General features: G+C 40.1%; 18 protein-coding genes and 1 tRNA gene. 6 read left to right on the top strand and 13 right to left on the bottom strand.

The genetic code is table 11. The annotated features are described in order from the left end of the window. Positions 1–248: 248 nt before the first annotated feature. Together ACPUEN_RS01025 and ACPUEN_RS01020 are read right to left on the bottom strand one after the other, a co-directional pair. Entirely contained in the window at positions 249–788 is a 540-nt protein-coding gene (locus ACPUEN_RS01025) for a hypothetical protein (RefSeq protein ID WP_425637981.1), read from the bottom strand. After that, on the bottom strand, positions 766–1,869 hold the full coding sequence (locus tag ACPUEN_RS01020; protein WP_425637980.1) for a 2Fe-2S iron-sulfur cluster-binding protein: 1,104 nt from the start codon (positions 1,867–1,869) through the stop codon (positions 766–768). The genes ACPUEN_RS01025 and ACPUEN_RS01020 overlap by 23 nt, the downstream gene beginning before the upstream one ends. A gap of 219 nt (positions 1,870–2,088) precedes the next feature. Here ACPUEN_RS01020 and purB point away from each other — a divergent pair, with 219 nt between their 5' ends. The 3 genes from purB to ACPUEN_RS01005 all read left to right on the top strand — a co-directional run bounded on the left by purB (position 2,089) and on the right by ACPUEN_RS01005 (position 4,376). Beyond that, on the top strand, positions 2,089–3,432 hold the full coding sequence (purB, locus tag ACPUEN_RS01015) for an adenylosuccinate lyase (protein ID WP_425637979.1): 1,344 nt from the start codon (positions 2,089–2,091) through the stop codon (positions 3,430–3,432). A 143-nt stretch (positions 3,433–3,575) separates the two neighbouring features. Next, positions 3,576–3,953, top strand: coding sequence for a hypothetical protein (locus ACPUEN_RS01010; protein ID WP_425637978.1), 378 nt, complete (start codon positions 3,576–3,578; stop codon positions 3,951–3,953). 285 nt (positions 3,954–4,238) lie between these two features. After that, positions 4,239–4,376 carry a hypothetical protein gene (locus ACPUEN_RS01005; RefSeq protein WP_425637977.1) on the top strand — a complete coding sequence of 46 codons (138 nt, stop codon included), beginning with the start codon at positions 4,239–4,241 and terminating at the stop codon, positions 4,374–4,376. A gap of 19 nt (positions 4,377–4,395) precedes the next feature. On the opposite strand, the gene ctlX is transcribed toward ACPUEN_RS01005, so the two are convergent. Together ctlX and ACPUEN_RS00995 are read right to left on the bottom strand one after the other, a co-directional pair. Beyond that, positions 4,396–5,331, bottom strand: coding sequence for a citrulline utilization hydrolase CtlX (gene ctlX, locus ACPUEN_RS01000; RefSeq protein WP_425637976.1), 936 nt, complete (start codon positions 5,329–5,331; stop codon positions 4,396–4,398). Further along, the gene (locus tag ACPUEN_RS00995) at positions 5,331–6,200 is read right to left on the bottom strand and encodes a hypothetical protein (protein WP_425637975.1); all 870 of its coding nucleotides are present in this window, start codon (positions 6,198–6,200) and stop codon (positions 5,331–5,333) included. The genes ctlX and ACPUEN_RS00995 overlap by 1 nt, the downstream gene beginning before the upstream one ends. Before the next feature lie 132 nt (positions 6,201–6,332). Between ACPUEN_RS00995 and ACPUEN_RS00990 the strand changes: the two genes are divergently transcribed. Next, on the top strand, positions 6,333–6,734 hold the full coding sequence (locus ACPUEN_RS00990) for a hypothetical protein (RefSeq protein ID WP_425637974.1): 402 nt from the start codon (positions 6,333–6,335) through the stop codon (positions 6,732–6,734). A 59-nt stretch (positions 6,735–6,793) separates the two neighbouring features. Here the strand turns inward: ACPUEN_RS00990 and ACPUEN_RS00985 are convergent, their stop codons facing one another. Continuing rightward, the gene (locus ACPUEN_RS00985; RefSeq protein ID WP_425637973.1) at positions 6,794–9,079 is read right to left on the bottom strand and encodes a molybdopterin cofactor-binding domain-containing protein; all 2,286 of its coding nucleotides are present in this window, start codon (positions 9,077–9,079) and stop codon (positions 6,794–6,796) included. A gap of 24 nt (positions 9,080–9,103) precedes the next feature. Continuing rightward, entirely contained in the window at positions 9,104–9,562 is a 459-nt protein-coding gene (locus ACPUEN_RS00980; RefSeq protein WP_425637972.1) for a (2Fe-2S)-binding protein, read from the bottom strand. A 379-nt stretch (positions 9,563–9,941) separates the two neighbouring features. Here ACPUEN_RS00980 and ACPUEN_RS00975 point away from each other — a divergent pair. Continuing rightward, positions 9,942–10,015, top strand: a tRNA-Asn gene (locus ACPUEN_RS00975). A gap of 561 nt (positions 10,016–10,576) precedes the next feature. Here the strand turns inward: ACPUEN_RS00975 and ACPUEN_RS00970 are convergent. Next, the gene (locus tag ACPUEN_RS00970) at positions 10,577–10,915 is read right to left on the bottom strand and encodes a helix-turn-helix domain-containing protein (protein ID WP_425637971.1); all 339 of its coding nucleotides are present in this window, start codon (positions 10,913–10,915) and stop codon (positions 10,577–10,579) included. Positions 10,916–11,810: 895 nt separating this feature from the next. Then, positions 11,811–13,109 carry a hypothetical protein gene (locus ACPUEN_RS00965; RefSeq protein WP_425637970.1) on the bottom strand — a complete coding sequence of 433 codons (1,299 nt, stop codon included), beginning with the start codon at positions 13,107–13,109 and terminating at the stop codon, positions 11,811–11,813. A gap of 243 nt (positions 13,110–13,352) precedes the next feature. Between ACPUEN_RS00965 and ACPUEN_RS00960 the strand changes: the two genes are divergently transcribed. Then, on the top strand, positions 13,353–14,564 hold the full coding sequence (locus ACPUEN_RS00960; protein WP_425637954.1) for an ISL3 family transposase: 1,212 nt from the start codon (positions 13,353–13,355) through the stop codon (positions 14,562–14,564). Positions 14,565–14,820: 256 nt separating this feature from the next. Here ACPUEN_RS00960 and ACPUEN_RS00955 read toward each other — a convergent pair whose 3' ends face one another. The 5 genes from ACPUEN_RS00955 to ACPUEN_RS00935 form a co-directional block, all read right to left on the bottom strand. Beyond that, the gene (locus tag ACPUEN_RS00955; protein ID WP_425637969.1) at positions 14,821–15,375 is read right to left on the bottom strand and encodes a hypothetical protein; all 555 of its coding nucleotides are present in this window, start codon (positions 15,373–15,375) and stop codon (positions 14,821–14,823) included. A gap of 1 nt (position 15,376) precedes the next feature. Further along, on the bottom strand, positions 15,377–19,351 hold the full coding sequence (locus ACPUEN_RS00950) for a DUF6443 domain-containing protein (RefSeq protein ID WP_425637968.1): 3,975 nt from the start codon (positions 19,349–19,351) through the stop codon (positions 15,377–15,379). Positions 19,352–19,367: 16 nt separating this feature from the next. Then, positions 19,368–22,562: a hypothetical protein gene (locus ACPUEN_RS00945; protein ID WP_425637967.1), complete on the bottom strand. Its 3,195-nt coding sequence runs from the start codon at positions 22,560–22,562 to the stop codon at positions 19,368–19,370. Positions 22,563–22,816: 254 nt separating this feature from the next. After that, a complete protein-coding gene (locus ACPUEN_RS00940; protein ID WP_425637966.1) occupies positions 22,817–24,664 on the bottom strand; it encodes a hypothetical protein in 1,848 nt (615 codons plus the stop codon). A gap of 841 nt (positions 24,665–25,505) precedes the next feature. Further along, positions 25,506–26,804: a hypothetical protein gene (locus tag ACPUEN_RS00935; RefSeq protein ID WP_425637965.1), complete on the bottom strand. Its 1,299-nt coding sequence runs from the start codon at positions 26,802–26,804 to the stop codon at positions 25,506–25,508. Positions 26,805–26,812: the final 8 nt, after the last annotated feature.

Raw genomic sequence — 26,812 nt, 5'->3', positions numbered from 1 at the left:
ACACAGAGAGCACTGGAAATAAGTGATTTCGCTCTTTCAGAGCTCTAGGAATATCCAGCAAATCTAATTACCCAGCCCTACCGAGCTAGGCTGAAATATCTAGGGCTTTCAGCCCTCAAATAAGATTATGATCTAAGCCTCTTAACCATTCTTCCATCTACAGTCAGACTATTGTTTCTAAACTCTTGGTTCTGATTTCTTGATTCTAAAATCTTATGTCTAAAGTCTTATATCTAAAGTCTAAAATCTCATTCCGGTCTCGACGCCAACCTGATAATTTCAGCATCCTCCTTGTTCAGTTTTAACACTTTTTTTATTCGCTCCGGAGTTGGCTTGGCTACGGAAAAGAAGAAAAGCGCCACAGCAAATATCACGTTGTAAATAGCCGACCCAAAAAAGAGCAATCCAGCTGAGCATAGTAAAGCGATCACAAAAAGCATCAAATACCGCTCTCTCGTAGCGCTTGCATATATCTTTAATTTCATCAGCAACTCGTCAGTATGGAAAACCGCCTTAATTTTCTTTCGAAAAAGTAAGTACTGGGCTAACAAAAGTCCGATTCCTGCACCAGACAAAATTTGCCCAAAAACCGTTGGCAACTCAGGTAAATCCCACTTTACTTCTCCACTGGATTGATACAAATAGATCATCCCAAAAAGTGGCAAAACCAAGATTAAGAGGATCAAAATAAGTTGATCCAGGTTCTTATAAATCCTCCTGAATTCTTGATTTTCCAGAATGGGAGTTTCATTATGACTCTCTGGGCTATTCAATGTTGATCTTGACATCGTCTGTCAAAGGATGTGAAACGCAACACAGCACATAGCCAGCTTCGATTTCATTTGGACTCAAACCTGCATCCTCATCCATTTTCACTTTCCCACTTTGCAATTTACCTCTGCATGCGGTACACAACCCACTTTGGCAGCTGTATGGCATATTCAAGTTCTGCGAAAGTCCAGCTTCAAGAATGGTTTTATCAGGAGACACAGTGACTGCATTCTCTTCACCATCCAAAATCACGGTAACATCTCTAGTTAACAAACCTCCAGTAATCCCATGGGCAGCATCTTCATGAGCCTTATCTGCGGCGGAGGAATAGAAGCTCTCGCGATGAACTTTATCCCTTAACACACCTAATTCATCCAAAACCGCAACTACATTATCCATGATTCCTTCGGGACCGCATGCGAAATATTCCTTGTCAAATTCAGGATCCAATTCGGCTTTTTTCGCAAAATCAAGAATACTTTCTTTTGTCAAGCGACCTTTCATCCCCTTCCAAGAATCAGAAGGCTGACTCAAATTATGAATGACTTCCAGTCTATCTGGGTTGTTCTCGACTAAAGACGCAAGCTCTTTTTTGAAGATAATTTGCTCCTCATTTCGGCTACAGTAAAGCAGGGAAACCTTGGAATTTGGCTCATTTACAAGTACGGATTTTAAAATACCCATGATTGGTGTGATCCCACTTCCTGCCGCTACCAGGAAGAAATGTTTCTTATTTTTGGAATGAAAGTCAGTGGTGAAATTCCCTAGTGGCTTTAGTACGTTAATCGTTTTTCCCGGGAAGACACGCTCATTTAAAAAGTTAGAAAATTTGCCCTTTGGTACTCGCTTCACAGAAATCCCGGGGAAGGGATCCACAAATGGCGAGGTGCACAGGCTATATGATCTGCGCTGCTCTTTGCCTTCAAAATCCATCACAAGAGTCAGAAACTGACCTGGCTTATAATCCAAAAATGGCTCTGGCTGCTCAAAATACAAGGTAACTGTATCTTCTGTCTCTCTTACTACCTCTCTCACTTTCAGTGGTAAAAACTGTGGAGCTTTTACCTCTTCCTTCTTTTTCTTAAATAAATTGAACATTCCTGATCTGAGCTTTTATTTGTTTTACGGTTGCAAAATTAACCCTGAAAGCCAAATATTAAGGCTTGGGATTGATTATTTGCTCATGATAACTCAGATAATGCTAGAGTGGTTCGAATTATTTGAAGGATATTTCCCGAATTAGACATCTTAAAACCGGACTTTTGGCTTCAAAAAATTAACTTTGCAGCTTCCTAAAACCAAATTGATTAAAAAGAGATGGAATTAAATGCATTGACCGCAGTGACTTCTGTAGATGGACGCTATGCTGGCAAAACTGCTCCTCTGAGAGCCTATTTTTCTGAATTTGCCCTAATCAAATACCGAGTTCACGTTGAAGTAGAGTATTTCATTGCCCTTTGCGAACTTCCATTGCCTCAACTTAAAGGTTTTGATAAAAGCTTGTTCTCAAACCTCAGATCGATCGTAACTGATTTCTCCATGAATGATGCCGACACGATCAAAGCCACTGAAAAGATCACAAATCATGATGTCAAAGCAGTCGAATATTTTCTGAAAGAGAAATTTGATGCACTTGGTTTAGAAGCACATAAGGAATTCATTCACTTTGGATTGACTTCTCAGGACATCAATAATACAGCAACTCCGCTGATGCTGAAAGAGGGTCTAAATGACGTGATTTTACCTCAGTTAGATGCAGTTTTAGATAGACTACAAGTGCTGGCAGATAACTGGAAGGATATTCCAATGCTAGCTAAAACTCATGGCCAGCCAGCTTCGCCTACACGTTTAGGAAAGGAAATCGAGGTGTTTGTTGTCAGATTGAAAAAACAACTTGAATTGCTTCACCACATTCCGTATTCAGCAAAGTTTGGCGGAGCCACCGGCAATATGAATGCGCATCATGTAGCTTACCCATCTTTCAAGTGGAATGAGTTTGCTTTCCAATTTGTAGGAGAATATTTAGGATTGGAAAGAAGCTACCCTACTACCCAAATCGAGCACTACGATAATCTTGCTGCCATTTTTGATGGACTGAAAAGAATAAATACCATCCTGTTGGATTTATCCAAGGACGTGTGGCAGTACGTTGCCATGAATTACTTCAAGCAAAAAATCAAAGCTGGGGAGATAGGCTCTTCAGCTATGCCGCACAAAGTCAATCCTATTGATTTCGAAAATGCGGAGGGAAATTTGGGCATCGCCAATGCCCTATTGGAGCACTTGGCGGCGAAACTTCCTGTTTCTAGACTTCAGCGAGATTTGACAGATAGCACTGTACTGAGAATCATCGGTGTGCCTCTAGGTCATATGTTGATTTCCTTTGAGTCCTTGTTGAAGGGACTAGGTAAGCTAGAATTAAATGAAGCTGCAATTCAGGCAGATTTGGAAGAAAACTGGGCGGTAGTAGCGGAAGCGATCCAAACTGTACTGAGAAGGGAAGGATTCCCAAAACCGTATGAAGCGCTGAAAGATCTTACCAGAACAAATACAAAAATCACCGAAAAATCAATTGCTGAGTTTATTGCTAATCTTCCAATCTCTGATGAGTTGAAGGCGGAGCTGAGTGTGATTTCTCCATTTAATTATACAGGAATATAATTTAAGATTGAAATCTACAACGAATCAAACCTTTAAAGCTGATACTGTTTAGTCTCAGCTTTAATTTTTCCCCTGTCTAAAATACATCTATTAAACCTAAAAATGATTTTTTCGTTATTAGTTTATAACTAAAGACTATTTTAATGAAAATCCATTTATCTCTTTTATTACTTTTGAGTTTCTGTAGTATAAGTACTATGGTATTAGGACAAAAAACCAGTCTTGACACCACAATAAGAGAACCTCTCACCCTTACTTTAATATGCAAATCACGGGATGTACCTCCAGTATCTATGCTTATTTTTTGTGAGGACAAAACTCTATTCCTTCCAGCAAATCAAGAATCAAAAGACTTTTTCTCGAAAGTTGATACTAATTTAATCGATAGCATTAGAGTCAAAAAAGACAAAGAGTTTCTCGCCAAGTATGATATAGAGGATGAAATAGGGATTATTTTGGTCTATCTAAAACCTACTTTTATGGACTCATCTTCTAAAAAAATACGCTCAAAATTTAACTAGGAAAATAATCGCTAATCATAAATTAACTAGTAATTAATTCCAATAGAAAGTAACGTGTGAGAAATACATTTTAATTGCTAAAATCTACCGAAAAAATAAGTAGGATTTTTACCCGTCACGTTAGTTCTGTTTTATTCAATATTTGCAGACTGAATTACACATTAGCCTTTTCGTTTGTACTTTTCCAATAAATTATCCGTAAATTACTTCAAACAAATAGTATAAATAGCAGTTCAAATACAATCATCTGCTTTTTAGAATATAAACTCTATAACTCTTAATGCTATGAAAACTAAAAAAAAAACAACCACTACATCGAAAGATGAAGTGACAAATGCAGCTACTGATTCAGTTAAAAACCTCACAGAATTGGGCAAAACTGAACTAGTAAGAAAAAAGAAAGTAGATCCAGGAATTGAGTAAAATTTAGGATTTACTTCAATCAATTAGTTGCCTTAGGCAAAAAGATCTCAGCCATCATACAGCGCGCACTTCCTCCACCAAGCTTTTCTATGGTTGGAATGGAAGGACTTATGATGGTTGAGTATTTTTCTATCAATTGGATCTGGCCAATATTCAAAGAATCCAGCGCAGTTTCGGACATGACGGTGAATTTTTCTCCTCCATCATTTCCCACTTCCAGCATATTTCCTGCGAAGTGAAATTTTTGTTTTGTAGTAATAGGGACTACTTTTTTCCCTGCCTGTGTCAAAGATTTTTGTACTGCCTGTTTCTCTGATGCTTTAGGAATACTATCCAAGCAGACAATAGCCAAATCAGTCCCAACATGCATCATCACATTGGTGTGGTAAATGGCGCTGAGCACACCTTGGTTTTCTTGCTTGGCATGAAAGCCTACAATGTTATAACCCAACAGTTTGCCTAAATAATCAAGAGGAATTCTGTGTGTTCGCTCTGAAAAGCAAGCAAAAATAGTTTTGGAATGATGATCCAAAACCATACTTCCAGTTCCTTCTAAATATTGCTGATCATCCTCAAAAAAGCTTAAATCTATAACGTCATTTACTACAAACTTACGTTTTATCAAATTTTCTATGAGATCTATTCTGCGCTCTTGCCGTCTAATTGGCGAGTACATAGGATACAAAATCAACTTACCATCGGGATGCGTACTAAACCAATTATTGGGAAATACGGCATCCGGCTTTGCGGGCATAGAAGAATCTTCTTCCACAATCACATTGACTCCCTGATCCCTGAGCATAGCCACAAAGGCATCAAATTCTTTCTGCGCCAGTGAATTTATAATTTCAGGCGATCTTCCATCTGACTTTTGGTAAAAGTTATTTCCCGCAGTTTCTGGATTGAACCCAAAGTTTGCTGGACGAACCATCAGTATAGTAGAAGTAATTTGCATTAAGGTTTTTTTGCTGTGTACTTATAAAGAACGGGATCCAAATCGAATCGTTTTTCACTGAGCGTGTAGAAGACTTTTCCATCAGGTCTAAATCCAATCGCCTCTCCTTGCGGCTCAGGCGAATAAGGGAGCTCTGTTGGTTTTCTGCCCATAGCCTCCGCTACAGATTCTCCCGTATTCCTTTTCCAATAGTAGATAGCCAGGTAATTTTTTACCAAAATCTGGCTTCCATCAGACGAGATATCAGCGGCAGTCGAACTGGTGAATGGAAGCTTAATTAACTCTTCCAATTCATCTTGACCACCATTAAATTTATCTGCAGCAAGACGATAAAGCGTATTAACGCTATCGCGCTTGGAAATAATAAAGATATCGCCAGAAATTGGATCAACCATCAAGGACTCTGCATCCCTTGCTCCTCCCGGATAATTAATGACTCTTTTTTCGGGTAAAACCTGAGAGATAGAAGTTACCTGAGTTGGCTCGGGAACCCTGTAAATGACAATTTCATCATGCACAGCATTATTATCACCAATTTCACCAACGTAGATGTAGTTTTTTCCATCTGATCCTGGGCCTATTGCTAGGTCTTCCCAGTCTCTATTTTCGGTCTCTAGAAATACAATCTTCCCCAGATTTTTTCCCAAAGAATCCAATAAATACACTACCGCTTCACCGCCACTGTCATTATGAACATAGATAACTCCGGGGGAAACCCTACTTATTGCCAAGCCTGAAATTTCATCCAACTCATCATTTTTAAGTGTGGCGACAGGAACACCTTCCCCAAAGCTCATAATTACTTCATCCTGAGCACTTACACAGGAAAAAGATAAAAACATAATGATTATTCCTAATGATATTTTCATGGGGTAGATTTAATAACAAGCTAAAAGTAAAAAAAATGAGCAGTAGCCTTGCAATCTAAACCAGCTCAGAAATATTAATTTCACATAACAAGTAAAATAAACAGCTAGAAAATGGATCCTATTCTTAAAAAAATGACCTGGAAAGAGGGAATGAACATACAAGTTTGGAACAGCCCGCAGGAACTTGAGGAATTAATTACTAATTGGAAAAAAGATGGCTTGATTCAACCAGCTTTCAAACCTGATTTTATGCTGGCTTTTGTCCAAACTGAAGCCGATGTAGAGAAATACTTTTTTGAAATGCAGGCTCTTGCTCCAGATGATGAACAGATTTGGCTTGCCTACCCAAAAGGTACCTCCAAACGCTACAAAGCTAAAATCAATCGTGATTCTGGATGGAAATATTTAGGCGAATTTGATTACGAGGGAGTTCGCCAGATCGCTATCAATGAAGACTGGTCTGCCTTACGCTTCCGAAAAACCAAATTCATAAAAGTGATGTCAAGAAAGTTCAGTGTTAAAAACCAGAAGTAAAATAATATCAGTAAGCATACCAATTGACTCAACAATTGATCTACTTACTGATCTATAAATTAAATGGTAAAAGGCAGTTTATAAATTCGCTGACCATTCATTTGGTACATGGCATTTGCCAAAGCAGGAATAAATGGAGGTACCGGAGGCTCTCCTACGCCCGTCGGTTTGATCTGGCTTTCTATGATATGTACGTGAATATTTTTCGGGGAAGCTGGCATTCGAATAATCTTATAGGTATCGAAGTTATTTTGCTGCACTTGCCCTTTGTCAAACGTAATAGCTGAAGTAGTCGCTAAGCTAGTAGCAAACTGAGAACCGCCTTCAAACTGGGAGCGAATTCTATCCGTATTCACGGCTACACCACAATCAACTGCGTAGAAAACATCCGAGATGACAGTTTTTCCAGCTGTATCTTTTTCCAAAATCACTACACATCCTACATAAGTCAGAAAACTTTTATGTGCAGCAAAGCCCATTATTTTACCTGCAGCTTTATTTGAGTTCCAATTTGATTTTTCAGCAACGGTGCGAATTACGTTTTTCATCCTCCCTGTGTTCCAAGGAAAATCTTCTATTTTTTCTCCATAGTTTTCATAGTTGCTATCCACCATCTCCGATTGGAAAGTGATATCCCTATCTTCTCCCAATAGTTCAATGGCATTTTCTATTGGATCCTTACCTCTTGCCTCAGCTATTTCGTCCATCATGGAGTGTATGGCAAAAGCATGGTGAATATTACTTACTGAGCGTAACCATCCTACTCTAGTATTACCCGTAGACTCATGGGACTCAATTCGAATATTTGGAACATCAAATGGGAAATCTGTACAACCAAGTCCTAATTCACCGTCTGAAGGATGTAATTCCTCTTTGCTCCCAGTGGAACCTATCGCCGGAAAAACTGTGTGATGATTCCAACCTGTTAAATTGCCTGAGGAATCCAAAGTTGCCTTGATCCTCTGGGCACTATGGGAGTGGAAAAAGTCAAAATGAAGATCATCTTCTCTTGTCCATTGTACACGAACTGGAGCTTTTGCAGCTTTAGATAGTAATGCTGCTTCCACTACGAAATCGGGCTTGGATTTTCGTCCAAAACCTCCTCCTAGCAAGGTTACATTGACTTTTACATTGGCTACATCTACACCTAAAGCAGCAGCAACTGCTCCTCTAGCCCACTGGGGATGTTGGCTTGGGGACCAAACTTCACATGAACCGTCTTCCTTTACATCTGCAATTGCTGCAGGTGGTTCAATGGTAGCATGGGCATAAAATGGTGCTTCATAAGTACTTTCCAGTGTTTTCGAAGCAGCTTTGCCAGCCGCATCGAAATCCCCTCTTTCCCTTCTTACCTTCCCGCTTCCTTTTGTACTTTCAAGCATTTCCGCCAGCTGCTGATCGGAATTATAATTTTGATTTTCTCCCAAATCCCAAACAACTTCCAATGCTTCTCTGCCCTTGATCGCTGACCATGTATTCGTAGCTATCACCGCTACCCCTTCCAATGCCTTATCAAGACCTGGAGGAAATCCAGAACCTTCTATCTTCACTACTTGCTCCACGCCAGGTACTGCCAAAGCTTTTTCATCATTGTAGGAAGTCAAAGTGGCACCAATTACCGGCGTCCTCATAACCACCGCAATTTTCATATTTGGTAGATTCACGTCCGCTCCAAAAACTGATTTGCCAGTAACTATATCCTTTAGATCATAAATAGGAACATCAGTACCTATCAACTTTAACTTCGAAAAGTCTTTCAATTTTACACTCTCCGGAGCTGGTAAGGGAGCATCTACAAGTTTGCCTACCAAATCACCGAAGCTTAATTTCTTTCCATTTCCAGAATGGATCACCATCCCATTTTCAGTATCACACTCGGAAGCATCCACACTCCATTCAGAAGCAGCTGCAGCAATTAGCATGTGTCTGGCAGTAGCGCCAGCTTTTCTCATTGGCTCGTAAAACATACGAACAGAGAAAGAGCCATCGGTATTTTGGTTGCCGTATTTTTCCTCATCGCCTTCAGCTTGAACGATCTTGATTTTTGACCAGTCTGCGCCTAATTCATCTGCCATGATTTGCGGCAAAGAGGTACGAATGCCTGTGCCCATCTCAGATCTGTGGGCCACTAGCGTGACTTCATTATCTGAATTGATGCTGATGTAGACATTTGGGGCAAAAGTGACCGTTTCTCCTTTTGGACCTGAGCACTGAAAGCTAACTCCTAAGAATAGACCGCCAGTGGCAAGAGATCCGAATTTCAAAAAGTCTCTTCGCGAAGGAGAAAAGACCTTACTCTGATCTTCTCTTTTTTTGTTTTTTAAAAATGGAATATTTGGAAGCATGAGATTACAATTAAGTGGAAGAGATTAAAGAGATTTTGAAGCAGTCATTATAGCTTCTTTGATACGATTATAAGTACCGCATCTGCAGAGGTTCCCAGCCATTGCTGTTTCGATCTCCTCTTCACTTGGGTTAGCATTTGAACCTAATAACGCTGCAGCATTCATAATCTGACCTGATTGGCAATAGCCACATTGCGGGACAATATGCTCCACCCAAGCTTTTTGAATTGGATGATCTCCATTTTCAGAAAGTCCTTCAATTGTAGTGACTTTACCCTCTCCCACACTAGAAATTTGTAAGGAGCAGGATCTAACAGCCACGCCATCCAAGTGAACCGTACATGCTCCGCACAGCGCTTGACCGCAACCAAACTTGGTGCCTTTCATATCCAGCAAATCTCGGATCACCCAGAGTAGTGGCATGTCCTCAACTGCCTCTACTTCCTTTGTCTCACCATTGATGTTTAATTTATAACTAGCCATATATCTTAAATTTTTACCTGTATAAGGTATCTATTTTTTTCTTTAAGGCATGAAAAAGAATGGATTTGCTATTATGACTAGTACCTAAGTTCTATTTTTTAAAATCCCATATTAATTCTAGTTTAAGAACAAGAGAGATAACACCATGAGAAAGCCTCTTTATTATTTGATAAAACAATAAAAATTAAGTCTCTGAAAGTGAAGCAAAAACAACCAAGACTGAATAATATCATATATTTTTACTGAGGGTGGTTTGGAATAATTGGATTAGCCTCCTACATTTGCATCACCAATTCGGAACAAGCTCCGAAAGAAACACAAAATTCCTCCTTTGTCATCCCGATAGCTATCGGGAGGTTAGAGCGGAAAAACACTAAATTCCTCCTTAGCTCAGTTGGTTAGAGCATCTGACTGTTAATCAGAGGGTCCAAGGTTCAAGTCCTTGAGGAGGAGCTGATAATCAGCCACTTACGATGTGAAATTGTAAGTGGCTTTTTTATTTGCAAAAAATTTGCAAAATGTTGTAAATACATATTTCACCTTTGCACAATTTTAAAATCAGCTGACTAAGGAATAACCAAGGATAAAATAGCCTGAAGCTCCCTTTCAAACAATATCATTAAGGACTTTGGCTATTTCCTTATCACTTTTATAAAAATAAGTAGGTACTTGCTCCATTCCGAGTTGAAAAATTGGTAATCAGGTACTTGTGAGAAATGTTTCGTTAGTTTATTTTTCATTTGCACATGATTTGCACAAAGAAAATCAATTTATTTTCCCACCATTCTAGCATGTTTTTTTCAGTTGGTAGAAAGTTTGGCTTACAAAAATCTGGAACCAGGTCAAGTTATTTGATCAGAGTTGGTAAAAATCTTCGAAAAGAAAAAAAATAGAGTAACCCACATTGTTGAAACAGAGAAGTTCCATAAGATAAAGACGTTTCAGAACCAATGAATGCTTTGGTAAAAAACACAATCTCAGAGTGAGTGGACAAAATGGGGAAGTGTATGGTATTCATTTCTTGAATCCTCTACCACGAAATTTTCTTTTTGGGTTGAAACTAATTCCTTCCACTAATGAGTCTTTGGTTTCACCTTTGAGCCATTCCTTAATTTCCTGTCTAAAAAAGTAAAGTTTTCCAGCCCTTTTATGAAAAGGAATCTTTCCCTTAGAAACATAGCTGTAAATAGTCTGTCTTTTTAGTTCCAATAATTCACAAATTCTTCCAAGCGTCAATATTTCTTCATTTCCCAAATCAGAAGCAACAGCTTCTTGAATTCTTGTTAAGATCAAGCTATTTTGATCAATTAATTGAGCGATAGCATGAGGTAAATCCTCAAATTTTAATTCCATATGTAGGTTAGGTTGTTGTGATGGAAAAAAGAGATGTAATTATTTCTATTTGAATTTAGCTTTTGGTTCCCAAGGTTTATCACATTGGAACCAGAAGTATGAGGCAATAGCTTTTTGTAATAAAAGATAAGTGGTCCATACCACCTTAAAACTTCAAAAAAGACGTTAGATGCTTAAGCAATTATTGGTTACTTTTTCTTTTAGCTTACAGTAGTATCAATGCAAAAAATAATGAATTTGTCCTCTTGGTGGTGATGCAAATTGCCCCTACCTAAAGTTATTTTTTCTGGAATGTAATTGAAGGATTTTTAGCCTGTTTGAAGAGTGAACAACTATACATTTTCAAAGGCAATTCGTTCTTTACTATGAAAAAAATTAATTGCCGATTTCGTCAGTTAAGGCACAAAGAAACCAGCAAACTGGTAGGAATTACGCTCAACGACTCTAATTACTGCCTGAGAAGATCTCAGGTGATTTGTATGTGTTCTAAGAGGCAAATCCAACTCTCCATTGAAAGCCGTGCCAAGATGATTCCCCGCCCTCCTCTCCAATGCTTCTAATTGAAAGGCTTTACGTTCTGCTGCACATGTTACTTGCTAAGAACTGCCAATAAACTCTGCAAAAAAGTATGACAGTAGTTTTTTATAGAGTCTGATTTACTTCCCCAATTGATCAACCCTTCCAAACCTGCAACATCAATTGCCCACTTCATTAAAGGATAAAAGTAAGAAGATATTTAAACAGAGTTGGCTAAAATACTAGATGTATTCAAAGTTTGGAAGGATCAATAAGAGTAGAAAAAATCAATTTTTCTTGGCCTTGTAAATAGACTATCCTTGATCGAGAAACTACATCTCTTTAGGATAAAGCAGGAAAAATGCGTATGCTAAAAATATTAAAACTCCCCAACATCCTTCAAATAATACTCCACCTTCTCATTTCCTTTTTCTTTCAACCCATCCATCTGAACCAACTCCTTCACTTCCTTTTTGATCTTCCTGAAGGAACCGATCTCAAAGCCGATCTTGAGCTGAACCCTGCTTTTGTAGAGACTTGACTTTTCATTAAAAAATGGATCAATGGATCCAAAAACCACAGATCGGATGGCACCACCGATAGGGATGGTTCTTCCAATAGCTAAGTTGAAAGCCCAAGCCTTTCCATCGAAATTCCTTGATTCATAGCCTGCAGGATTGGTAATGGTCACCTGATTGCGGTTTACTGTTCCCTGAGCAAACCAATTTCCTTTACTGAATCGTAAGCCGGTAAATACACCGCCCCCTTCTCTTCTGAGTTGTTCATCGGCATCAAACTGTTTTTTCCAAGTTACACCTCCTAACAAAGAAAACTGTTGGGAAAAGGAGTAGGAGAGTCCATAATCCAACAATACCCCTTCACCAAAGGAATTCAGAGGATCATACCAGAGAACCATACCGATTCGGTGAAATACAGGCTCTCCTGCCAATTTATTTATCTCGAGAAACTCAGCCTTTTCCTTATTCAGGTCAGATGAAATAGTCTTGATATCCCCAAGTGAATCAATTTTCAGTTTAGAAAAATCCTTTCCTGCTTTTTGAATGTATTCTTCGCTGATATGCCTAGCCTTCTCGGTTGCAAGTGCTTTGGCTTGATCAAAAGGCACTTCTGAAGGCAATCCTTTCTTGGTCAGTTCTGCCAAGGCATCTTTACCGTAGAAGTCCGGGAGTTGGGCACTTCTGGGATCAAAACCTTCTTTCACCACACCTGTAAGCTGTTCTTCTACTTTGGGCATGATCCATTCATTGGTCAGTGCCTTGAGGTTTTCATTGTTCTGATCCACCAGGGATTCCAGCTCATCCACTTGCCTGATATCGGCCAACCTTACTTTGGATTCATTCACGCGCTCCAGCGTGTTTTTCGCAGCATTCTTGAGTTCCTCTCCTGGGATATCCTCAGACTCAATCAGGCTTTCCAGAGTTTTGCTTTCTTGTTCCAGTAGGGCTTTGCTTCTTTCTTTTGCAAGGGTAAATAGGCTGTCACGCTGGGTGCTGTCAGTAGTGATCTCTTTCAGCTCTTTGAGTTCCTTTCTCAGCGAATCATAAGATTTCTTCAATGATTGGATTTGCTTGAGTTCTTCCAGGTAAGGGATTTCAGGTTTGGAGGGTAGAGCAGAAATAGAATTTGAAATCGAAGGCTTGGGAAGCTTTGAATTCATTCCACTTGGCAAGTTTTGGGCTTTCAAAAAATAGGATGAAAGCATTAAACTAAGTATAAAAATAAATTTTTTACCCATAACTATTTTTCAACCTCTCTAAAATTATTTCCTTGATTTGAATATTGTTTATCTGATAATTTTTAAATATTCATTTCACTTTATAAATTTGAAACAAAAATTTTTTTTTATAAAAAGGTTGGTTCTACCACGAATTTAATGGAATAGTTATCTTAGAGGAAAAAAATGTTTACCGAGAATTTTTTCACCACCCTGCTTAATCTTGAGGATGGTTGGGAAGTCCAATCTATCGAAACAGACCTTGGAAACGCGGAGATTTACATCAGTATCAGCTGCCGTTTGCAGGAATTGGCAGATGACCAAACCGGAGAGTTATGCAAAGTATATGACCATGCGCCCGAGCGTAAATGGAGACATCTTGACACGATGCAATATAAGACCTACATCAAGTGTAAGCTTCCCAGAATTATCGCCTCGAATGGCAAAGTGAAGACTGTTCAGCCCAATTGGGCATCGGGCTATGAGCGCCATACTTATCTATTTGAGCATGCTGTAATTGATCTGTTGAAGGCAACCAAGAACCAGACTAAAACCGCGCTGCTCATGCGTAGTGGTTTTAACATAGTGAATAGAATTCTACATGTAAGCACCCTAAGGGGCATGGGCAGAAGGAACTATTCGCAGGTAGTTTTTGACCAATTGAGTATAGATGAGAAGTCCTTTAGGAAGGGCCATCATTACATTACAGTCCTGAGCCATCCTAACTCCGGCTGTGTGCTGGATGTAGGCGAAGACCGTACCAAAGAAGCTGTCAAATCACTGTTAAACAAATCACTGACTCCTACACAACTTCAGCAGGTCAATGCAATCAGCATGGATATGTGGAAGGCGTTTATCACTACTGCTCAGGAAATGCTCCCCAATGCATCCATTGTCCATGACCGTTTTCATCTGGTCAAGTACCTCAATGATGCAATCGACAAGGTGCGACGAAGAGAGGTAAAGCAACATGAGGAACTAAAGAACAGCCGCTACGCGCTGCTTAAGAATCCGGAAAACCTCACAGAGAAACAACGTATTCATTTTGATGCGATTGCCGGTGCCAATTATGAGGTCAGCAAGGCATGGCAAGTACGGGAAAACTTCAAGGATTTATTCAGCTCCCAAAAGCTGTACGCCTGGAAATTGTACCTCAAATGGACTGTTGATTCGCAGAAGAGAAAAATCAAGGAAATCGATAAAGTAGTAGATATGTTCAACAACCATATCAAGGGAGTAGTAAATGCCTTATTGATGAACTTGAACAACGCCATGGCAGAACGGCTCAATGGTAAAATCCAAGAGCTTAAAACTGTTGGTAAAGGATATAGAACCTTTGCCAACTTTAGAAGCGCCATTCTGTTTTTCCATGGTGGATTAAACTTATATCCCCACTAACTTAAGGGTAGAACCAAAAGGTTTAATTACAAACTCATATTCCTTGTTCTAACTTTAATTCTAATATTGGATGGTGGATAGAATCTAACGTTTGCAAAACCTTTTGAAAAGAATTTTAGAAAAAGATAAGATAGTTGGTGATGAAATTTCACATATCCCCAAACATTTTTCTGCTCTCATAAGGGCGGGCATTAGTTTAAAGAAAATAGCGCCAGCTTGAATATTTTATATACATAGGACTATCTGAGATTTTAAATCAATCATTGGCTTCATCAAAGCTAATGGTGTAAAACGATTTATAAAGCTGATCTTGAGTTATCTGATTTAGATTGTTTCCAACAATTGTGAGCTTTTCTCCTCTTCTATTTAGAGAGTCAAAATGAATTCCCGTAGAGCCTTTCCCAAACAACTTAGGTACCATTATTTTGGCTCTTTTTCCATCAATCGTATCATAACGATAATATTCTCTCAAAAAGATTCCCTGCCGTTCTTCCACGGTTGCATCTTTTGAAAAGATCATCTCACTCCTGTATGGCCAGTCAAGGGAATCAAAATGAATTTTTGACTGTAAAGAATTCACTATTACTGTCTCCGTAAATCCTCTTACTGACTTACCATAATTAATGAAGACCGTATCATTCTCATTAGTTACAAGGACTGTGACTTTTGAGTCAATTCCGTTACTTGAAACTTTTAACCAATTATCCGGGATACAAATAGAAAAACCATCAAAGTTTTCTTCCTTTTTTTGATTTGAGGAAGAACACGCTATGATAATTCCAAGAATCACTATAAACAAAATCCTTTTCATCCTATTTGATTTTATTCTCTTTTAAAAACTGTTGTGTTACTATCTTTGAATTTTTGGTGTAACTTGAAGATGCCTTGTAGGTTCCATCTCCTTGCACTGGAGATACTCCTAATGTCGTTGCCCTTTCCCTTATGGAAACATTGGTTTGACCATTTATTTTCGCTCCCATTAAACCTTTTCCATCATTAGTATGACTCAACCCTAAATTATGCCCAAGCTCATGTGTAACAACTTCATCAAAAGAACCATTTTTTAGGGTTCCAACTTCAACGGCAGATGCCCTTCCTCCAATTTCTGCCAATCCTACTGGATCAGTGCCATCTTTCAATTTAGGGATATCGCCTGCAATTACCATAACATGGTCATTTTCACCGACGTCATCTATGCTATTTACAACCTCAAAATCAACTGTAAAAGATTTAATTCTAGTATCTGTGTCAGGTGTTATTCCTTCAACTCTACCTTGAAGCGCTCGCCCCCCAAAAGTACTGGTCAAATCAGCTGTTCCTTTCCCATCAGCAACCATTGTATTAGATAAATCCGCACCATTAGAGTTTACTATTTTTAAAGTCATTCGAATTGATGCTTCTCTAATAGTATAATTCGGGTTTGAGCGATTTGTGTTAGTGACTTTAGTGATAACGTCCTTTGGATCACTAACCATCATGCCATCAGGATCAATAAATATGATTGGGTTATTTAATGTATAGGAATACGGGCTTGATCTAAAATAAGCATCAGCAACAGGGTCAACAACCGACCATCTCCCAATCGAAGCATCATACATTCTGGCTCCGTAGTCGTAGTATTCCAATCCTTCATCTTCGATCAGCTCTTTACCATTATAGAGATATTTGTTCACCTTGATCCCTCCATACTGATATCCCAATCCTGTCAGTTCCAACCCCCAGGGATCGTAATGTGTTTCCTGGACTATGGCCGAACTCACACTCATCACCATCATATTGTCAAACCAGACATCCTCTGCCGTTTCGTTCACCACAAAGGTTTCCATATATCCGTCTTTGGAAATATACATCTCCTCTTCCAGAACTTCATGCTGGTTTGCGGCATTTTTGGAAAGGACTTTCTTACCGACCTCATACCTGTTACTATCCTGATCATACAATGCATACATCAGGTAAGCCTCCGGAGCTTCTTTCTTCTGAAGATCCTTCGCCAGGATATCTGCGAGATTCAGTAAGGCTATCGGGTTGGCTCCGCCTGCACGCTGGTTGCTTAATGCCAGTTCATTCAGATCGGAGATGAGTCTTTCCTTGCCTCCTGCTGCCATAAAGCTGGCTGCATTGGCTTTCTGGTTTTTGTCTTCCAGGTATTTACCATGTACCTGTAGTTTCAGACTGTCACCCGCATAAATTTCCTGGGTGCGTCCCGGACCTACCATTCTGCCCCTATTGGCATTCAGCCAGGCCACCTGGTTTCCACCTACTGTAACGTTATGCTCAGGCTCTGTCTGTCTGGATTCGGATATCATCGAAAAGGCCATCTCCTCTGTTGCTGCGCTGCCGGATTCCATGGTTGCCATAAATGTCTGGCTTGTCGCTGCACGCAAAACTTGTCTGATATTTCCCAGATGATCCTTAAGGTAGTATTCTCCCCAGAGACCATCCACCTCAGCAACAAGCCTTCCCTCTTCATGGATCAGGTAATCAAGGGCTCCATCCAGTAACACGATCTCCCCGATGTAATCCTGGGTTTTAGTCAAAGTCCCGCTACTGTTGTACACCTTCTGGGTCATTTTATTGCCCGTGGCATCATAGGCAAAACGAAGTTGTGCCCCACTCTCAAAGGTGATCTCCTGGGGCAGATTGAGATGGTTATAGGTGATCAGGGTAATTTCCTTGTCCACGTTGGCCGTCATATTCCCGTTCTCATCGTAGCCGTATTCTTCTGAACCTGACTCTACAAAGTCCTTTGCAGTATAACCTGTACTTAGATTGTTGTCTTTTACCTGCGAAAGGCGGTTGCTGAACCGATCATACTCGTACTCCAGATCATCCACCACATTATAGTCAGAAGTAGCTCTTTGATTCCTCCTAATCATGGAATAAATGTTCCCATTGGCATCGTAAGTAATCCCGTTAACTGTAAACCAATTGGATTCACTAGTGGCCGTATATGTTGCCGACTTCAGCCTATTAGCATTATCATAAATATAGTTATACGTCCTTGTTTTAAAGGTTCCCGATGTTCCGGCCTTCCCTCCCCAGTTTATTCTGGAGATATTTCCATTCCATCGAGGGGTAGTCGCTCCACTCTCTTGGTAGTAATTCGTCTGGGTATAGCCATCTGTCAATGAACTTCCCAGCGTCTTCAGCCAACCACGGATGTTATATGTATAGGTCTGGTTGCCGGAAGTTATTTCAGGAAATGCCTTTGTTTTCAGCTGTCCCAGATCATTGTAGGTATTCTGGACAATTCTTCTGGTCGTCCCATCTATCGTATGATCAATGTAGGCCAACTGCCCGATCACATTATATATATAGTTCCGTTTGATATCTTCCACTCCAGTATTCGTACTTGAAGTCAAGGTGAGGGTAGGCTGGCCTTCAAAATTATACTTGCTTGAAGTGCGGATTTCCCCGCCCAGTTGGTGTTCGGAAATGGTCTGGATTACCTGCCCTTTGTTGTCGTAATATAAAACAGTAGTATAAAACGCCCCAGTTTCCAGATTTTTAACTTTCATCCCAGTCTGAAGACCGTGGGTACGGGTGCTCGCCTGTGCATCAAAACCTGTATTTGTCTGATAGCTGTAGCCTGTAAGGGCTGCATAGGAATCGTAATAATTCACAGTCAACAACTCCCCTTCCTCATTTGGCCAGCCATTTGTGACTGTTCCGTTTACCATCGCAGCATTGTTAGATCCCGCGGTGCTCAGGCTTCCCTGGAGGGTTCCAAAGTCCTGGTCGCTTTTAGTGACCAGTCCCGTAGACAGCACCCTTCCCAAAGCATCGTATCTGGTATACAGCCATTTACTACTTTTACGCAATACCCCATCCTGCATACCCACCGGACGGTCCTGAGCATCGTAGAGAATATATTCATCATCCTTGCCGGGAACCTTCTTTTTGCTCATTCTGCCTCTGCTGTCATAGGTATAGCGAAAGTATTGTTCAAAAGCCAAGTCAGAATCCGCAGACATGGACCAGACATCATTTACCTCAAACAGATCTATGGCCACCGGAGGAAGAACTACCCGTAACTGACCCAGATCATTGTAAACATAATAGGTACTCAGCCAACCTGAGTGGCCATCAGTGACTGGCGTAACGCAGCCTTCGGTTTTTTTCAGGATTACTCGCCCCAGTTTATCGGTAAATTGGACTGTCTGGATATCATCCTCATCAGCGCTGATCTCCACCCATAAGGTATTGGCAGTGTAGGATGAAGAGGTTACCGGGAGCCCGTTGGAGTCAAGGGTCCAGATTCTTACATCATCGGCTAAAGTATTAGGCCTTCTTTCAAACTTGACTTCTTTGCCTGAATTAAGATGCCAAGCCAAACCAGGGGCCGCCTGTTTGTCCACACGGTTCAGCGGGGAAGGTTCAAAAAGAGTCTGGGAATAGCCATAACTGTCCCCATATATCGCAGAGGTCCTGCTGGTATGAGTAGAAACTGCTGTACTTCTAAACCTCCCGTCCTGGGTACCCCCCGTTTCATAATAAGGCAGGTACTCTTTTTCCTGACGTCCAAAATCGTCATACTCAATAGGGGTAATCAGGTCCTTGCCGCTGATGGTTGAAGCTTTGCCTACCGTCTGCATCGGCCAGCCCAGGCCATCCAGGTAAGTAAAACTTTTATACGACTGGCTCGATGTACCGCCTGTAACAGTGGTCGTAGAAGTTGTGGCTATTCTGGCTTTGTAGGTCTTGACAAAGTTCTCCGTAGTCTGACCAAAGGATGTTGATACGCTAACCAAAAACATAAAAAGAGCAATGCTGAAATAGTGTCTCATAGTCAAAAAATTAGTTTCAGTTAGCATAATTGTATTCGTAATGCTCCAATATATAGCCGTCTTCATCCTTGATGGTTTTCAGCCTGCCCATAACGTCGTATTCGTATTTTATAGAAAAGTTTCTAGGGTCAGTCGCGCTCTCAATTCCCAACTGGGGTCTGTAGGTATATGTGGTCATCAATGCATCCGAAGGATGCAATCTTAACTCATCCACAATGATATTGACTCCAGATATTGAAAAGCTATTTGATGTAATTGTCTTCTCTACCAAAGTCCAGGTAGTTGAAACAGCAAAGCTCTGCCCAGCTACAGTTACTGATCCCGAACCACTCGTGGTTCGGGTCCAGAAAGTGACTTTAAAGGGATCTGCGGCAGAGGCCGTGATCCCCGTTTTGCTGATCGATCCGGTGCTGAGGTTGTAAGATTTTTTTCCAGTCCGGTAATAGGTGGAATTTGGGGTACCATTGTATGTCCATCCACCTTTTTCAGAAGTTTCAAATGAACTATAAGCAATCTCGGTATTCAGAGCATTTTCTGCCTTCGCTACAGGCAAGCCACTTTTATAAGCCCAAAGGTAGCTAATCATCGTTCCTCCTTCCATTGACATTAACACTGGTTTACCTGTATTTGCATAGGCATGGTAGGCTACCCTGTTTTCAAGGTTATTGGAAAGATCAGAAGCTTTGATCTTTTCAGGCAAGACCAGATACCCACCCCATTCTTTGTAAGTCGTCCTTTGAGTAGAAGTTTTGGTGGCATCCACCCAATTCTCGACCTGTATCGGCTCAGAAATCCGGTGATTGTTGTTCTTCTTCAGCTTCTCCAAAGCAGTGTATTCCGGCCCGCTCAAGCTCCCGCCCGACAGAAAACTGCTTCCGGTCACGTCGTCCGGATAGAATGTTTTCACCTTATTCACCTTGCCATCGCTCCCAGTCGTCTCCGACCTGGTAACCAGCAGGTGAAAGGGGTTTTCGTAGAAATAGTCTGTTGTAGTCTGCAATGACATAGCGACCCCTGAAGGATACGAGATGTTACTCTCCTTCTTCTGGATCAGCCGATAAGCCTTGCTCTTATACTGGTACTGTCCGGGACGGATAAATTGGGGCTCGTCTCCACCTTCTCCAGGTAAGTACATAACCGATAACCCCATATCCACAAACCTTTGGACTTCTTTTACCATCAGGGCATTGATGGTATTGGTATACTTTTGCGAATAGACATACTCCACTTTATTTACTACTTCATACACCGATCCATTCTTTCGAAAATGGGTTTCCTCGACCAAATTGGAGATGCCAGATACTGGAACCATCTGCCCATAGTTGGAGCTGTTGATGAAAAGAGAATTCCCCGTGCCCAAATCATCGGTAATGCTGTTATAGACATATTTAGATTTGAAAAGTTGGCTGGAGTTCGTGCCTGTGTACTTGTTCACCTCTGTATACACCCAAGGCAGACCGTTGTAGTTGACCGCCGAATAAACGTCAACCCCCAAATACCTCCGCTGCCAAGCAGATATCCATCCAAAGGAAGCCAAACCGGATACCCGAAATGTTTCTATGGTATAGTCGTCGTAGTTTTTAAAGAACAGCGACTCGTCAAAAAACTTGGTTGCCAGGCCATTTTGACCCACACCGTATTTGTATTCCTCCAATCCGGACAACGTATTCAACTTGTCGTAACTGGCGATCTTTTTGATTCTTAATCCTCCTCCAAAAACTGTGGAACCCGAAGAACTGGTGTACGCGTGGGGCTCGTACTCAAAGGTGGTGAAGCCTTTGGTCGGGTAGGTGATCCTCTTTAGGATTGCCATCTGCATTTTAGTCGTGTCCGAAGACCTATTGGCCGACCCCACATTCCAAACATAGGAATTATCTGGCACGCTCTGAGGTGAATAAATCTGGTCCTTCACCAAATTTGCTACGGATGTAATACTTCCACCAATTATGGAGGTAGTCGGTATTAGGGTGCTATTATTTCGCCCATTGAACATTCCCCAATAATCTTGGGCAAAAGAGCCGATTTTTGGAATGGGAATACTAGTATTATAGTCAAAGGAGTAGGTCTTCAGGTTACTGGGCTGATCTACCGCAACCTCAGAAAAACTAGTGAGCTTCAACCTCTTAATGTAGTAGTTTTGTAGTCCCGTGCCATCAAATGTAGCCGTAAAATAGTCGTGGTTAAAAACAAATTTCTTAACCAACACGCCCTCACCGTCATACACCAGTATTTCGTCCAAGCTCTTTGCATCCAAGACGTTTCGATCAATCCGGGTGGTGTTGTAATTGAATACAACCTGGCCATTTCTGTAAGTTATTCTCTTTACGAATTTTTCCTGCTGGTGTATTGTTGAGGTTGAAGTTTCCTCCATAAAGGAGCCTCGGTTTGCTACTACTTCAGATCCACTACCAGAAGAATTAACAGCGAACTCTCCCCCTATCAAATGGCTTAAGGAGGTCTGATTTTTGGAATAAACCTTGGTCTCGTACTCGAATCTTACTGTATCCTGCTTGCTGTATGATATAATTTCCTTGACGTAAAGGTCCGTGATGTAGTTAGATCTGGGGTTGGGCTCATCATTGATCAATATCTTGTTGTATTCGGAAAACACGTAGGTGGTCCCCTTCTCGTCGACCAAATTTAAAAAGAAGTTCCCTGTGGGGTTGCCTAAGGAAATCTTGATCGGCTCGTAAGGAAAGGTAAAGAAAGTTCGGTCAGGGGCGTAGATGAACTGGCCTGACTTCCCCGAAATGTTGTAGTTGAAAATATCTGGCCGAGTATCCCTTCCTGCACCGTCGGCAATAGCCTTCAAATAATAGTAGTTTTGGGATTTCGTTTGCCCAGTACCAGTTTGTTTGGCGAAAAAGCCACTCAAGTCCATAGGTACCATGTTGAAGTTTCCCTCCGTGGTTTCATCGGGAGTTCCAAGCACATTCCTATGGATAACCATCGGTCCGCTAATGCTCCAACCCAAGCCTACTTCCGTAGACTCCTGATTTACTTTAATCCCGCCGGCGTGATAGGAAAGACTAAAAGGTATGGAGATTTCTGCGGCCTCAACAATAAAAAGTGGAAAACTAATATTGGGAATGCCGGTGTTCATCGAAACAGGATAGGTTCCGTATTTGCCAAGTTCGGCAACTGTCGGAGTCGGAGAGATAATGTCGGGAAGCTTTGGTAACGACATTTCTCCCTCCATACTTTGCTGCATTTCAAATGTTTGAATTTTTTGCTTTGGAATCGAATCTTGTGAAAAACAATAATTCACAAATAATAGGTATAAAAAGATTGCGCTTAAAATATTAGGCTCTGTGAAACAACTAATTCTAATATTGATTATTTTAAATATCATTTTCATAAATTGAGATTTTAAACTAAAAAATACCATATACCAATTAATCTTTTAACTGTTATTCAGTATACTTGCTTTTTGATTTTCTATATTATTGTGCGGGAAATAAAATTTTAATTATATGGAGAATAACTTTCCTCCTCTACCAAACAAATCGTCTGGGTTAAATCCGTTCCAATCTTTACATAATATAGATTCCCTGTCAAATGAGGCCCTACAAAATCAGGATTGGTTATTTCAAGAAAATACATTCCCTCACAGGCAGGTGAATTACAATTGATGCTGATCACTTTATTATTCGCAGAGGCATCATGCATCCAAACACCATTTTTCTTCCATCTGTAAATTGAGGGAGAACCCTGATAATTCCCATCATCAACTGTAAGATTCATCGAAGTATTGGGTTGCACATAAACAGTATCCACAAATTTTAGATATTGGGGTGCGTACAGGTAATAATCCCCCACTTTTGATTTGGCATAGGTTAGCTCTTCAAAATTATAATGATTATACCTCACCGTGAATTGCCACATATTTTTGTCATAGAGGCAGTTCGGTATAGTTCCTTCCAGGTAATTATTATGCAAACCCAAATGGCTAATATTTACGAATGAACAAAAAGTGCTAGGTATGGAGCCGGTCAGCTTGTTATCATTGAGGGTTAGGGCATTGATATTTACCAAATTCCCATAGGAAGGAGGTATAGTCCCTCCAATTTGGTTTTCTTCCAATTTCAGCTGCCTCAAAGCAGGCATATTTCCAAAGCTTGAAGGAAGAGTACCAGTCAGATTATTCCTGTACACAAAAAATTGATCCAAAGCTTGAAGCCCTCCTATTTCCCAGGGTATCTGACCTGTCACATTATTATCCTGTGCCCAAAAAAATTGCAGGTTACTCAGGTTTCCAAGTGAAGTAGGCAAAGTCCCTGACAGTTGGTTTCCGTTTACAAACAAATGAGTTAGGTAAGATAGGTTACCAATAGAGGTAGGTATAGCCCCGGAAAGCTGATTAGAATATAAATAGATTTCCTTCATCACCGTCATATTACCTATTGAGGTAGGAATACCCCCAGTGATCGCATTCCCATTAATGTAGAAGTGAGTCATCTGATTCAGGCTACCTAGATTACTAGGCACCACACCAGTCAAATTATTATCATATACACTAAAAAATTTAAGATTAGGTAAAGATGTTATGGTGGATGGAATACTGCCTGTTAGCTCATTTACATACAGGTGAATATTTTCTAAAGCAGTCATATTCCCAATGGTCGTAGGAATAGTACCTGTCATATTATTGGAATAAAGCAGCAGTTCTTTCACCTTATTCAGATTCCCAATACTTTGTGGAAGTTGACCTATAAATGGATTTTTAACCAACTGGATATGCTCCAAATAAGTCAGATCACCAAAACTTTCCGGTATGGTGCCATTTAGGTTATTTTGATATAAAACAAGAAATATGACGTGACCGTTTGCATCCAGTGTTACCCCATGAAAATTACTCACACTTTGAACTACATTAGGATTGGCAGAACTCCATCCTGACTTATTAAACCAATTCGGCCCACCCATCGCCTGGTAAAAATCCATAAGCGCATCGTACTCTGCTTGATTTGGGAGAACAGACATGCTACTTACCGAAAAGGATTCTGTGCTGTTGGTCTGATTGCTGCCTGCCTTTTGGCCATTTCCCTGAGAAGTATTCTTGTCTTTCCCTTTGGAATAATTCATTTTAGCAACTTGTGGAGAAATCAGCTCAGCTTGGAGCATCATTTGTTCCCAAACCAAACTGTCCAAGTAAGCTTTGTTTTTATCAATTTCCCCGTCTTGTCCACTACTACCTAGTGTTTGATCAATACTTTGAAACAAGCCAGAGTATGATGTCTCACCTTTTGACCAAAATGAAAAACAGCTGATTATTAAGCACAAAACCGTAAGCAAAACCAAATTTTTAATCATAAAACAACTATTAAAAACAAAAGAGTTATTGCGAAAACCCAACACTTTAAAAAACTGATAAACAATATCACCACCAGAATTTATGTGTATATCAATAATTAGAAATACCAAAAACCACCAGGAACCATGCTGCTTCATCAGAAGCAAATAAGACTAGGCCTCTACAACAATAACCAAGAAGTTATATTCGTTTCTATGAGGTAATTATATGTTAAAACTAAAGATTAAAAAAATACCCTATACAGGGTATTGCATATATCACTAATTTTTACATTGAAATATATAATAATAATTACTGTATATATCTTACAAAAAAAGGTGGTTTTTAAAAACCACCTACAAATCAAATCATTTCATAACTTATTGAAAATCAGCGATATTTTTTTTATCTTTTTTTCTCTTAAAATATTTTTCTTTCCAAATCCTATTTTCATCGAAAGAGTCTTCTTCGAGACGAGTTTATTGGTAAACATCAATAGGGCGTTTTAACCAATCCCATTCTAAAAAAATAAAAGGTATCCTTGAATTCTAAATGGAAATGAAACCTTTCATAAAATAGGCAAAATGACTGCACATATAAAAAACAAAACCCTCACCTTAGCAAAGGTAATATTGCAATAGCTACTCAATCACTCAAAATATAATAGAGGGGACCATTTAACGTCATACCAAATTTTGTTAACCCAATATTTTCCGTGAGTCATACAACATATAAGAGAATAGCTTGGAGAAAGAATATGAAATGCACATGGTGGAAAAAATGTAATTTAACTCATTCTAATTGCGATATCGTAATCAACACCTATTAACTGATCAATGAGTAACTTTTAAGACTTTTTGATCACAACTCCCCTACATCCTTCAAATAATACTCCATTTGCTCATTCCCTTTTTCTTTCAAATCATCCATCGGAATCATCTCCTTAACTTCCTGTCTGATTTTCTTGAAGGAACCGATCTCAAAGCCGATCTTGAGCTGAACCCTGCTTTTGTACAGACTTGACTTTTCATTGAAAAATGGGTCTATGGAACCTATCACCACTGAGCGGATTACCTTACCCATAGGGATGGTTCTTCCAATGGCTAAGTTGGATGCCCAAGCCTTTCCCTCGAAATCCCTTGTTTCATACCCCGCAGGATTGGTGATGGTTACCTGGTTACGGTTTACTGTTCCCTGAGCAAACCAATTTCCTTTGCTGAAACGTAGGCCAGAAAATACACCGAACCCTTCTCGTCTGAGCTGTTCATCATTATCAAACTGCTTTTTCCATGAAACTCCTCCCATAAAGGCTAACTGCTGGGAAAAGGAATAGGAAAGTCCATAATCCAACAATACCCCTTCACCAAAGGAAGTCAGAGGATCATACCAGAGTAATGTGCCGACACGCTGAAAAACAGGCTGACCAGCCAATTTATTTGCTTCGAAGAATTCTGCCTTTTTCTTTTTCAGGTCTGATGAAATTGTATTGATATTCCCAAGTGAATCAATTTTCAGTTTAGAAAAATCCTTACCAGCCTTTTGAATGTATTCTTCGCTGATATGTCCCGCTTTCTCGGTTGCAAGTGCTTTGGCTTGATCAAAAGGCACTTCTGAAGGCAATCCATTTTTGGTCAGTTCTGCCAGTGCATCTTTACCATAGAAGTCTGGGAGTTCGGTGCTTCTTGGGTCAAACCCATCTTTCACTACTCCTGAGATTTTCTCTTCTAGTTTTGGCATAATCCATTCGTTGGTCAGTGCCTTGAGATTTTCATTGTTCTGATCCACCAGCGATTCAAGCTCATCAACTTGACTGATATTATCTAACCTTGCTTTGGAATCACTTACTCTATCCAGTGTATTTTTTGCAGCATTCTTGATTTCTTCTCCAAGGATATCTTCCGATTCAATCAGGCTTTCCAGGGTTTTGCTTTCCTGTTCCAACAGGGATTTGCTTCTTTCTTTTGCCAGGGTAAAGAGGCTGTCACGTTGGGTACTGTCAGCGGTGATCTCTTTAAGCTCTTTGATTTCTCTCCTTAGCGAATCATAAGATTTCTTCAGTGACTGGATCTGCTTGAGTTCTTCCAGGTAGGGGATCTCTGGTTTGGTGGGAAGAGCAGAAATAGAATTTGAAAGCAAAGGCGTAGAAAGCTTTGAATTCAAGCTACTTG

The organism is Algoriphagus yeomjeoni (genome assembly GCF_049821175.1).
Taxonomy (GTDB): domain Bacteria; phylum Bacteroidota; class Bacteroidia; order Cytophagales; family Cyclobacteriaceae; genus Algoriphagus; species Algoriphagus yeomjeoni_A.
This window is presented reverse-complemented; position numbering and strand designations above follow the sequence as displayed.

Coding starts and splice junctions, on each gene's coding strand:
- ACPUEN_RS00940 (WP_425637966.1), bottom strand. CDS start 24,664: ATGATTAAAAATTTGGTTTTGCTTACGGTTTTGTGCTTAATAATCAGC.
- ACPUEN_RS01010 (WP_425637978.1), top strand. CDS start 3,576: ATGAAAATCCATTTATCTCTTTTATTACTTTTGAGTTTCTGTAGTATA.
- ACPUEN_RS00945 (WP_425637967.1), bottom strand. CDS start 22,562: ATGCAGCAAAGTATGGAGGGAGAAATGTCGTTACCAAAGCTTCCCGAC.
- ACPUEN_RS01005 (WP_425637977.1), top strand. CDS start 4,239: ATGAAAACTAAAAAAAAAACAACCACTACATCGAAAGATGAAGTGACA.
- ACPUEN_RS00990 (WP_425637974.1), top strand. CDS start 6,333: ATGACCTGGAAAGAGGGAATGAACATACAAGTTTGGAACAGCCCGCAG.
- purB (WP_425637979.1), top strand. CDS start 2,089: ATGGAATTAAATGCATTGACCGCAGTGACTTCTGTAGATGGACGCTAT.
- ACPUEN_RS00965 (WP_425637970.1), bottom strand. CDS start 13,109: ATGAATTCAAAGCTTCCCAAGCCTTCGATTTCAAATTCTATTTCTGCT.
- ACPUEN_RS00950 (WP_425637968.1), bottom strand. CDS start 19,351: ATGAGACACTATTTCAGCATTGCTCTTTTTATGTTTTTGGTTAGCGTA.
- ctlX (WP_425637976.1), bottom strand. CDS start 5,331: ATGCAAATTACTTCTACTATACTGATGGTTCGTCCAGCAAACTTTGGG.
- ACPUEN_RS00995 (WP_425637975.1), bottom strand. CDS start 6,200: ATGAAAATATCATTAGGAATAATCATTATGTTTTTATCTTTTTCCTGT.
- ACPUEN_RS00960 (WP_425637954.1), top strand. CDS start 13,353: ATGTTTACCGAGAATTTTTTCACCACCCTGCTTAATCTTGAGGATGGT.
- ACPUEN_RS00985 (WP_425637973.1), bottom strand. CDS start 9,079: ATGCTTCCAAATATTCCATTTTTAAAAAACAAAAAAAGAGAAGATCAG.
- ACPUEN_RS00980 (WP_425637972.1), bottom strand. CDS start 9,562: ATGGCTAGTTATAAATTAAACATCAATGGTGAGACAAAGGAAGTAGAG.
- ACPUEN_RS01025 (WP_425637981.1), bottom strand. CDS start 788: ATGTCAAGATCAACATTGAATAGCCCAGAGAGTCATAATGAAACTCCC.
- ACPUEN_RS00955 (WP_425637969.1), bottom strand. CDS start 15,375: ATGAAAAGGATTTTGTTTATAGTGATTCTTGGAATTATCATAGCGTGT.
- ACPUEN_RS01020 (WP_425637980.1), bottom strand. CDS start 1,869: ATGTTCAATTTATTTAAGAAAAAGAAGGAAGAGGTAAAAGCTCCACAG.
- ACPUEN_RS00970 (WP_425637971.1), bottom strand. CDS start 10,915: ATGGAATTAAAATTTGAGGATTTACCTCATGCTATCGCTCAATTAATT.